Annotated in this window: 6 protein-coding genes; 2 read left to right on the forward strand and 4 right to left on the reverse strand. The window is 60.1% G+C overall.

Annotation, left to right across the window (positions count from 1 at the left end; all coding sequences use genetic code 11):
- Nucleotides 1-353: 353 nt before the first annotated feature.
- Nucleotides 354-2,996, forward strand: coding sequence for a PD-(D/E)XK nuclease family protein (locus tag I6F21_RS26055; protein WP_225183643.1), 2,643 nt, complete (start codon nt 354-356; stop codon nt 2,994-2,996).
- The gene (locus I6F21_RS26060; protein WP_225183644.1) at nt 2,993-6,307 is read left to right on the forward strand and encodes a UvrD-helicase domain-containing protein; all 3,315 of its coding nucleotides are present in this window, start codon (nt 2,993-2,995) and stop codon (nt 6,305-6,307) included. The genes I6F21_RS26055 and I6F21_RS26060 overlap by 4 nt, the downstream gene beginning before the upstream one ends.
- Nucleotides 6,308-6,928: 621 nt before the next feature.
- On the opposite strand, the gene I6F21_RS26065 is transcribed toward I6F21_RS26060, so the two are convergent.
- The 4 genes from I6F21_RS26065 to I6F21_RS26080 all read right to left on the reverse strand — a co-directional run bounded on the left by I6F21_RS26065 (nt 6,929) and on the right by I6F21_RS26080 (nt 10,039).
- On the reverse strand, nt 6,929-7,138 hold the full coding sequence (locus I6F21_RS26065) for a helix-turn-helix domain-containing protein (RefSeq protein WP_109141688.1): 210 nt from the start codon (nt 7,136-7,138) through the stop codon (nt 6,929-6,931).
- 1,170 nt (nt 7,139-8,308) lie between these two features.
- The gene (locus I6F21_RS26070) at nt 8,309-9,193 is read right to left on the reverse strand and encodes a hypothetical protein (protein WP_225183645.1); all 885 of its coding nucleotides are present in this window, start codon (nt 9,191-9,193) and stop codon (nt 8,309-8,311) included.
- Nucleotides 9,150-9,743 (reverse strand): helicase-related protein, encoded by a 594-nt coding sequence (locus I6F21_RS39055; RefSeq protein ID WP_225183646.1) that lies wholly within the window; start codon nt 9,741-9,743, stop codon nt 9,150-9,152. The genes I6F21_RS26070 and I6F21_RS39055 overlap by 44 nt, the downstream gene beginning before the upstream one ends.
- A gap of 89 nt (nt 9,744-9,832) precedes the next feature.
- A complete protein-coding gene (locus I6F21_RS26080) occupies nt 9,833-10,039 on the reverse strand; it encodes a hypothetical protein (protein ID WP_225183647.1) in 207 nt (68 codons plus the stop codon).
- Between the last annotated feature and the right edge of the window lie 336 nt (nt 10,040-10,375).

Below are 10,375 nucleotides of genomic sequence, written 5' to 3' on the forward strand. Positions count from 1 at the left end.
CTCGTCGCCCATTCACACCGCAGCGAGTGCCTTCGCATCGACGCACGCCGCGACCGCGAATCCGGCTAGCGCATTGGCGGGGAACCGGTTCGGCACCAGCAAGCCATTGGGCCGCCTGTCACCGCTCCACCGAGCACATCTTCAAAGCCGAGGTCACGTGTCCGCATGGTCACCGACTCACACTCAAGGGGCATTACATAAGCGCCACGGGCCAGGTCCAGCCGAGCGTGATTTGCAGGCATCCCGGCTGCGATTTCCACGAATTCGTCATGCTCGACAACTGGTCGCACCGGCGAGCGGCGCAGACCACGCTGCCGCGCTAGCAAGGACGGGCAATCGGTGTCCTCGGCAACATGAAACGTCGCACCGTCATCGTCGAGGGCACTTTCTCCATTCGCATGCAGCGTGTCGCAGCGGCGCGTGCGGGAGACCTCGGCTGCGATGTCGCAACGTTACCGCTAATCGCAGCCCGCCTCGCTGGTGGCTTCAGCCGACCCGCCGATCACGCCACCCTTGTTCCCATCGTCGCTCGAGCGCTGGCAGAACTCGCGTTCGAAGAGCTTGAGGCGGTCAAGACCAGGCCCGGCATGGCGAGAGCCGTGCTTGCAAGCCTGGCGCGCGTGTGGGCCGCAGACATTCGGTTCGATGATCCTCTTTATGTGAGCGCCCGCTTGAGCGATCTGGGGCGCATCGAGGCCTATCTGCGCGACCAACTGCCGATCGGCGCACTGCTGCCTCCGGACCTTCGCGACCAGGCGATGGTGGGTGTGGGACATGCGCCTGCGACCATCGGCAACCTGCATTTCCACCGGCTGATCTCCATCGATCCGCTATGGCGACCACTCGTCAAGGCCCTTGCGGCGGTCGTCGAAATCACCTGGGAAGCGCCCGGCGCACGCGATCGGAACTGGTTTCCAGGCACGATTCTGCCCATCACTATGCAGCCTCCCGAGCATCTCGTCTGTGACGTTTGTGCCGATCCTCGCGCGGAGGTAGTCGAGGCACTTCGCTGGGCACGCGCGTTATTGAGCGATGGCGTAACACAGGCCTCCGACATTGCGATCACAAGCGCAGACCTCAGTGCGTGGGACGACCACATTCTGGTCCTCGCCGCAGACGCTGATCTACCGATCCATTTTGCAAGTGGCGTTTCCGCGCTGAGCACCCGTGCCGGCCAGACCTGCGCGGCCCTCGCAGACGTGATGATCAATGGTCTATCGCAGGATCGCGTTCGCCGCCTATCTCTACTCTCGCCGTATCTGTCTGAGGCGCTTCCGGTCGACTGGATGAGAGGGATTCCGACCGAGGCCGGTCTGTTTGAGCCTGAGCATTGGGCCCGGAGCCTCGAGCCGCTCTCACGATCCGATAGCATGCCGATCGCAGAGATCCTCATGCCGGTGCTCCGTGACCTCGACGTCGGAACCAAAGCGGCGGTCAAACTCGGGGAGTCGCTCCTGCGCGGCAAGAGCCTTGGGCTCTGGCAAGAGGCGCTCCGCCTGGGACCTCCGGCCGCGATCGAGATGACCCTGACGTCGTTGCGTATCGCCGACGAGAGCGATCCCGCCAACAATGTCGTCTGGGCCAGAGCGGCGGACCTCGTTGGTGCACCGCGCAAGCACATGCGCTTACTTGGGCTTTCGAGCAGAAGCTGGCCACGCGGCGACAACGCGGACCCGCTCCTGCCTGATCACGTCCTCAGTGAGCATGACTTGGTAGACTTGCCCCGGCTTGAACGCGATCGGCTTGCCTTCGAGGTTCTCGCCAGTCACCCTGCCTCGCACGTTACGCTATCCCGAAGCAGGCGCTCGGCCGAGGGCGCGTTCCTTGCCAAGAGCGCGTTGCTGCAACGGAAGGTCTTGGAGCGTCCTCTTTCGCGGACCAGAACGCCGGAGCATGCGTTCAGCGAGGGGGACCGCCTTCTCGCTCGCATTGATGATGCGCACACATTGCCGCGCATCCAGAGCGTCATCTCCTGTTGGACCGACTGGACACGCAGGCTGGAACCCACGCCACATGACGGCGGATATCGGAAAGACCATCCAGCCGTTGTTCGCGCACTGAACGCGCCGCAATCGCCTACGTCCCTTCGGCGCCTGCTGCGCGACCCGTTGGGTTTTGTGTGGCTACGGGCACTGGGAATGACCGCACCCGAGCTTGCCGTTGAGCCGCTGCAACTCGATCCCGTTGCCTTCGGCGATCTCGTACATGAGTTGCTGCGGCTCGTGATCGAGCGCATCGAACCCACCCCTGGCCTTGTTCGTGCAACGCCAGAGGAAATCGACAATGCCCTTGATACAGCGGCAAGCGACGTCGCTGAGCTTTGGCCGTTGACCCGGGCGGTGCCACCAAGGTTACTGTGGCTGGACACTATCGAGGAGGCACGACGGCGGGCCCGCCGCGGCCTCACAATCGACGAACGTTTCGGTCCTGGCACCCGTAGCTTCAGCGAGGTCCCGTTCGGCAATCCGCAATCGCCGGAAGAACGATCTGATCCGTGGCGCGAAGGCCAGGAGGTCCTGATCGGCCAATCCGGTATCCACCTCAAGGGCCGCATTGACCGTGTCGATGTGAAGCCCGACCGCAGCGGGGTGCGCATTTCCGACTACAAGACCGGCACGACGCCGCGCAATGTGCGTGACGTGATTCTCGGCGGTGGGGCGGAGGTTCAGCGCGCGCTCTACGCCATCACGATCAGGCAGCTCATCCCGGAGGCGAGCACCATCATCTCCCGGCTCGTATACCTTGACACCATGGGGCCTGCGGCGACTCTGGATGGCGATACCCTCGAGCGAACGGAAGAGACGCTACTGCGCTTCATTGACATCGCGGTCGAAGGGCTCAGAAATGGCATCGCTTATGCCGGCCCAGATGCCTTTGCCCGCTACAACGACTTAAGAATCGCGCTGCCGGCAGCGCTCGACCGCTATCAGGGGCGCAAGCAGGAAGGCTTCGACGCCGCGCAACAAAGGCTCGCGCCACTTTGGGTGGAACCGTGATACTGGGCGATGCTGTCGAGCGCAATCGTGTTCTTACCGAACTCGACAAGACGTTGCTGGTCGAAGCGGCGGCGGGCACGGGCAAGACATCTCTGATTGCCGGTCGCGTCGTCATGCTGATGCTGCACGGTGCACCGCCCCGCAGCATTGCGGCGATTACGTTCACCGAATTGGCCGCAAGCGAGTTGTCCCTGCGCATTCGCGAATACGCAACACAGCTGATGGCGGGCGATATCCCGAAGGTCTTACGCGGCGCAGTTAGTCTTGATCTGCTCAACGACAGGAGGGCTACCCTCAGTTCGGCAATCGATGCCTTCGACGAGATGACCGCGTGCACGATTCACGCTTTCTGCCAGCAAATCATCATGGCCTATGCCGTCGAAACAGCGCTCGACCCCGGATCCCAGATGATGGATGGGCCCGCCGCCGACGCGATGTTCGAGAGCGTCATCTCCGGATGGTTGTTCGACCGTCTCTCCCAGGGAACTGGGAAAGGTGAGGACCCAATCGCTGTCCTATCCAAGTTCGAGCCGCTCAAGGTCGTTAAGGACAGCTTCGACCTAGCCAGGCTCAAGCTTGCACACCCCGACGCCGGCACTGTCCCAGTCGACCTGTCGCTGCGCAAGGACGTCGACTTTGTCGAAAGCGTCCGCGCATTCCGGCGTTGGCAAGCGAACTACCCGAAGGAGCGCAGCACCGGGACCCTGATTGCCGAGTTCGAAACGCTCGCCGCGTTCTACGAGAACTGTTTCGAGACGCAGCCGACCTTCGCTCGGCTATGGGAACTTGCCGATCCGCCGCGCACCGCCTCTATGAAATGGAACGAGTTTACCTTCACCGAGCCACGCAATCTTGGTCGCTGGAAATCGGCTTACGGGAAAGATAACGGACCAGGACTTTCCCAGCAGGCCGACGAGCATTTCCGCACCTGTGTGACGCAATTTGCCGAGTTGCTCGGCCAGATCGGCGACGCCATGGTCGGTCAGATGTCCCGTGCTCTCGACCCGGTCACTGACCTTTACACGGATCGCAAAGAAGACGCCGCCGTCCTCGATTTCGATGATCTGCTGCGGCGCGCTCATGCCCTTGTCACCACGAACGATGTTGTCCGCAAAGCGGTTGGTCAGCGCTTTGCGTATATCCTTGTCGACGAATTTCAGGATACCGATCCGATTCAGGCCAGTATCCTGTTTTCGATCGCCGCCCGCACCATGCCGGAACGGTGGCAAGATGCAGACCTTCGTGATGGCGCCCTGTTTGTCGTCGGCGATCCCAAGCAGTCCATCTATGCGTTCCGCGGCGCCGATATCGATAGCTACAATCAGGCGAAGCGAGCGATCGCCCGTCTCGGGGATGATCGGATCATCCATGTCGGTGCCAATTTCCGCTGCCAGCCAGGCATCATCGACTACGTGAACAGTGTGTTCCAGCCGGTCCTCGATGCAGACGGACAGCCAAGCTACCGCGCACTCACCGCCACGCGCGACGGGGCATTCCACGGACTCGCGTGTGCGTCCCTCGTGGCCATAGGCGATGGCCAGAAGGCGAGGATGGCGCAGCAGCGGGATGATGAAGCTGCCCTCGTTGCACAGATGTGCTCAAGGCTCATCGGGGCCATCGAAATCGAAGACGAGCACACCGGAGACCGTCGCCGTCTTGAGGCTGGCGACATCGCGCTCCTCGCTCCAACCGGTACCGAACTCTGGCGCTACGAGCGTGCGCTGGAGGCGCGCGGGCTTGCCGTCGCGTCGCAGGCCGGCAAGACGCTCTTCCTGCAGCAGGAGATACAGGACGTCCTCGCTCTATTGCGCGCACTGGCAGATTCGCGCGATCGGCTTGCCTTCGGTGCTTTCATGCGCGGGCCGATGGTCGGTCTCACGGACGAGGAGTTGCTCGACATTGCCGAAGACGTTCATCTGGCCGGACCAGACGCTTCCCCCACTGGCCTGTTCGACATCACAACGCCGCCCGCGCTGGTATCCCACCGCGTCGCCCGGTCCGTCTTGAAGATCCTGCAGAAGCTTCGCGGGCGCGTAAACGTCACAACGCCACGCGTACTTCTGGCCGAGGCGATCGAGCAGCTTCAACTGCGCGTCGCGCTGTCTGCCCGCAGCGGCAACAATCGCGCCGCGCGCTCGCTTGCCAATCTTGACCGGATCATTGAGCTTGCACGTCCTTTTGATGTCCGAGGGCTGCGGGCCTTCGTCCGCCATCTCCAGTCTGACTGGGACCGCCGTGCCTCGCGCCAGGAAGGACGGATCGACGCATCGAGAGACGCGGTCGAGATCGTGACCATTCACAGCGCGAAGGGGCTCGAATGGCCCGTGGTGATCCCAATCAACATGGGCACGCAAGCGAGACCCTCCGAACGATTTGTCCATCGACAATCGGACAACACTCTCCACTGGGTCATAGGGGGCGTTTCTTCCTCCGCGCTTACGCTTGCGCGCGAAGAGCAGGCCCGACGTCAGGCGCTGGAAAATCAGCGCATGTGGTATGTCGCGTGTACACGCGCCCGCGACCTGTTGGTCGTGCCCTATCTTTCCTCGGCCGGACCTGCTGCGTGGTCGAAACTGCTTAATCTCAGATTCGACCTGCTCGAGGAACTGAAATTCGATGCGCTCGAGCAACAACCTATCACCGGTTCAGAAGCGGTGGTGTCCCCGCAGAACGCCGATACGTTCGTTCGCCAGGCCGCAATCGTACGCGCCGCAACGCCAGCGCTACGTTGGATAAATCCCAGTGCACATGACGCTGATCGAGCGGATATCCTCACCCCGGTCAGGGCGACCGAGCCGAGCAGCACTTTCGAATATGTCGAGCCGGTTGGCGCCGGCAGGCTTCGGGGGCTGATTTTGCACAAACTCATGGAAGAACTGCTGACCGGCGAACTCTCGCCGCAGGATGATATTGCCCTTCGAGCCGAGCGCCTTCGCGACGAGCTTGTTGCCATCGAGCCCCCGGACGGACCGCTCCCGATTCCCAGCGAACTCGCTACGACCGCGCTGCAGACATTTCATCTGCCCTATGTGCAACGTCTCTTGCCCATCCTTGTGCCGGAGTTCTCTGTCTGGGGCGAGCCGGATCCTGGCAATCTTCTCGCCGGCCGTGTCGATGCGATCGCTATCGATGAGGGTACGGTCCTTGAGGTTTTGGACTGGAAGAGCGATCGGGATACCAGTCTACATCGCACTGTATATGTCCAGCAGCTGCAGTACTACCTACAAGCAACCTCGGCGCCACGCGGTGCAATCGTTTATATGACCACCGGCGAAATCGTGCCTGTCCTTCTTCAGATTGAAGGAAAATAAAAACGCGGAGCTCGCATTTAAGCTTGCCCAAGTCGGCGCCAAGCGAGAGCGATCTACTCACGTTTCGTTGCGCCAGACAATTTCTCATTTTGGACTAATCGACGGGGCCGACCGCGAACATGCTTAGTGATCGCCCGGGATTGTACGTGACGCGGAATGCCCGAGGGGTATTGAACGGGATGGTTGTGCATCATTCTCGCTCAGGGGATATCGCTTTGATGTAAGGGCCATTTTTGTCGCAGCAAAGAGCCATTGGGGTATGGACCTGGGATCGGTCCACGATGATCCAACGTGAACATCACCCTCACGACGGTCTGCGCATCGACCGTTTGCTTTAGAGCACGCTGGATCACGAACGAGTCTACACTACCTTCTGCGATCTCTCAAAGACAGGGGACTCACGTCGAAGCGAGTACTCAGCTCAACGTCGCCTTCTCTCTATTGAGTATTTGATCATCGCTGGAAGGCCCGTTGGGAAAATGGCCCAGTGGCGCGAGCTCACTTTCGACGTGGGCGACGATTGACGACGTACACCGCCGAGCGTGGAAAACTGTGCGCGGTTGGCGAGTATCGCCGCATGAAGGATGCGAGCCTACAGTGTGCGGGCCTGAGGGAGCTAGCTTACTCCAGTCCTTTCGACGCACTACAAATCACAAGATTTCTGCGATCCCAAGCGTCAAGCTCACTGACCGGGTATAAGACGGCTTTCCCGATCTTGATATATGCGGGCCCTGTTCGCATCGCGCGCCAATTCCGCAGCGTACCAACAGTGACCTCGTTACGATATCGTGCGGACACTTCCTCCGGGGTAAGGAATTTAGCGTCTGTCATTCGTCTTCTCCAGCACTCTGCCGCGCGAGACGTCACGGTCGAGACAGTTGCGATGGTGACACCCAGAATGCCGGAAGAAAACGATATTCACGATGACGCGCATAGCTCTTGTCGAACCGGGACGAGTTGGCGCGTCGACTTTAGTTCACAGTCGCAAGATGGCGTTACAGGGCGTAGCAAAAATACTTGCGCCTCTCGGCTGCCGGCACATGACCTAGTCTGGCTGCGGGTATGTCCCGAGACTGAAAAGCGGACTCGGCCAATGCAGCCTCGCCGCGCGGTACGCCTCGGAAAATCACATGGCGCGCTCACTTGCCTCCGCTCGAGCCAAGAGCTCGTTACCCCACGCTCAACGCGCCTTCAATGATTGTCCCGATGTAGATTCAGCTTGAGCTTGTCCTGGTATACGCCAATCCGCTTCTTTGCTCACTCGACAAGCGCGCCAGGGGCGCCTGGGCGGAGATGCTGGGCCCACCCAGTTCATCGGCTGCACGAGCTTCTGCCCTGGAATTGGACGCCATCAGCGTTCTCCGCTCGAGCGGCATGACCATGCGCCGACAAGGGCAAGACTGGGGGCATCGTCAAATCGGAAGGGACGCAGGAATTCAATTCAGAGGGTCCAGGGAGGTATTATGAAAGGTGCCGAAAAACGCGAGTCCGCGGGGAGCGGAAGCCAACGTTTCGATGCCAAAGCGTTCGAAAGCAAGGCTATGTCGAGAGCCAAACATTTCGAAATGATCTCTGAGGTTTTGGAGGATGGAGATCATTACGTGCTGAACCCCGATCCGTGCAGGGGAGGGCGAATGTACCGGATCAAAAGGACGGAAGTCGAGATATTGAGCGGCGCTTTCCCTATGTATTGCGATGTCGGCGGGAAAGGCCGGTACGGCGTTTGCGCATCCTTTCAAGTGCCAACCGCTTTGGCTTCGAACACGGCCCAGCAGCTCTGCTGCTATTGCCAAACGCGAGTTCCGAGGCGCTCGAGCTAACAACGGCCACTCTAAGAGCCGACCTCGTTCTCGGACCGGAGGGCCCGGGGACGCTCACCTACGGCGCAAAATCTGTCCAATGTCGGGGAAGGAAGGAAGGACTACGACTATGTCAAAGACATCAGTACAAAGTCTGGATGCCCTGGGCTGTCTTGATCGGTGGTGCGTGGGGGAGGTTAGGTTACTCTACGGACTTGTCGCCTCGAAGCTCAAGAATCTCCTCTAACAGAAGGGCTGGCAGGCGGTAAGTCTCCACAGGAGCCTGGCGAAGCCACTCCAGGGCTTCTTCTGGACCTAGGTCGCGAGAGGGAGCGCGAGGGGTCAGACGGGTCGCGGTTGCACGAGACAGATGGTGGGACATCAGGCTAAGCGTTGTCCTGTCCGACGCTCCAAGCTCTAGGAACAGTGGGATAGACGGAAGGGAATTAGCGATCTCCGGAAGGCCAATGTCCTGTAGCACCTCGGCGAGCACAGCGCCGTAGCAGCTGAACAGTCGGACGCATTGGTAGCGCACGCGCTTCTCGACGAGTTCGAGCGTGTCACGAACGACCTCTCGGCGGTCGCGTTCAAGATTCCGACGCAGCTGGTTCTGGACGATTTGAGGAAGCGGCCTTCCACGCATCCAGAACACCGCGATGAGGGCAAGGAAGCGATGCAGGCGCGAGGTGTCAGGTCGGCCCTCTATCACCCGATGACAGATTTCGAGGATTTCCGCATAGGATTGGTAGGCGTCACGATCACTCGGATGTTTCGGGACAAGGGCCTTGGCTATGTCTGATGACACTGCGGCCCGTGAGTGTAGGATCTGGTAAAGCGCCTGTTGCCTGTGCGGCGAGATGTTGGGGCTAATACGCAGAACACTGGCGGGTAAGGTGATGTCGAGAGCCGCTTCGGCGATCGCATTCTGAAGTGCCAATGAGGCCGGCGTCGCATCACCGAAGGCTGGGATACGGTTCAACATCTTCGGCAAAGCACCGGAGAAGTGCTCGTGAAGTAGCCGACCGAAGACAGCGTCAACGTGATCAATCTCGGTCCGCTGGCTCTCGGGTTGTTTGACGACGCGCAAGAGTTCGGAACCTCTTTGGAGGATGCCTGCCTCGATTGCCGGCACAACCGTAGTGTACCCGAGGTTGTTCAAGAGGCTTCTTGCGCCAGTTGTCGTAGTCGATGAGAAAGATGTTGCCTTGGAATTCTTTCATCAACCGACCGGCGCGTCCGACCAGGTTCCAGAAGTCGACTGATTCCAACGGCACGTTGTCGCCCTTCTGCGGGCGACAGAGGAAGAGGTTCTTTGCCGATAGATTGACTCCCTGCAGCAAGGTCGTCGTACAGACGAGATAGTCGATGTCACCTCGCGCGACCGCCTCCTCCACTGCTGTGCGGATTTGTGTGGGCATGTTCGAATAGTGGAAGGCGACGCCTTTTTTCACACACGTCACTAACGCATAGGGCCAATGAACAGTCTCCGCCGCGAGCTGAGCGAGAGCCTGCCGTCGCGGCGTCGGCGGGCGATCCAGCCGCTCAGCGATCTCGAGGGCAATCGTTTCGGCATCTCCCGCGCCGTTGGCGTAGACAATGTTGGAGGCGCCCTGACCAAGGGTGATCGCAAGGTTCACAAGTTTTTCGACACGAGTGACCGAGCGACGCCCGAGCGCTAGACGGCCGACCTCGGTCAGAGAGCGCTCGGGCTCGACGTGGCGGATAGTTAGATCGCCACGCGACCATTCTCGTGTATGACCTTGGTGGAGGAACCTTCGATGCTACCATCGTCTATTGTCAATTCTATAGTGCGGCCTGCCTCTGGCTCGAACATCAAGTTCTCAACCGGATGGATATCGAGTCGGGCAAGCATCCAGCTTGCTATCTGTCTCGTGAGCACTCCGGGCATCTTTTTGGCTACAGTCACCAGCATCGAGAAGAATCCTAAGGCTCGGCTTATTTTGGAGCGGCCCGTTACGTCGTGATCTTGGTGGCTGCGGCCTTGTCGGGGGGGGTGTATCTTCACGCCAACCACAAAGACGATTCTTATGAGGACGCCTTGCGCGATGGTGCTGTGCTGGCCTGCTCAAAGATCCAGGCCTGTAAAGCAGCGCAACGGATTACGCGAACACGCGTTGATGGCTAGAACCTATCTCAAAATTGAAGATCAGCGTCGATCGGCTATAAAGGAAAGATGATTCGGCTGACGGACGAGCAATGGGAGCGCATCCGGAAACACTTTCCGGAAGAGCACATTGCCGACGGCCGG

This window comes from Bradyrhizobium sp. NBAIM03 (assembly GCF_020194055.1).
In the GTDB taxonomy this organism is placed as follows: domain Bacteria; phylum Pseudomonadota; class Alphaproteobacteria; order Rhizobiales; family Xanthobacteraceae; genus Bradyrhizobium; species Bradyrhizobium yuanmingense.

What these genes read in the sequence shown, in the direction of transcription:
- I6F21_RS26055 (WP_225183643.1), top strand. Translation starts at nt 354, where the DNA reads ATGAAACGTCGCACCGTCATCGTCGAGGGCACTTTCTCCATTCGCATG.
- I6F21_RS26065 (WP_109141688.1), bottom strand. Translation starts at nt 7,138, where the DNA reads ATGACAGACGCTAAATTCCTTACCCCGGAGGAAGTGTCCGCACGATAT.
- I6F21_RS26080 (WP_225183647.1), bottom strand. Translation starts at nt 10,039, where the DNA reads ATGCTGGTGACTGTAGCCAAAAAGATGCCCGGAGTGCTCACGAGACAG.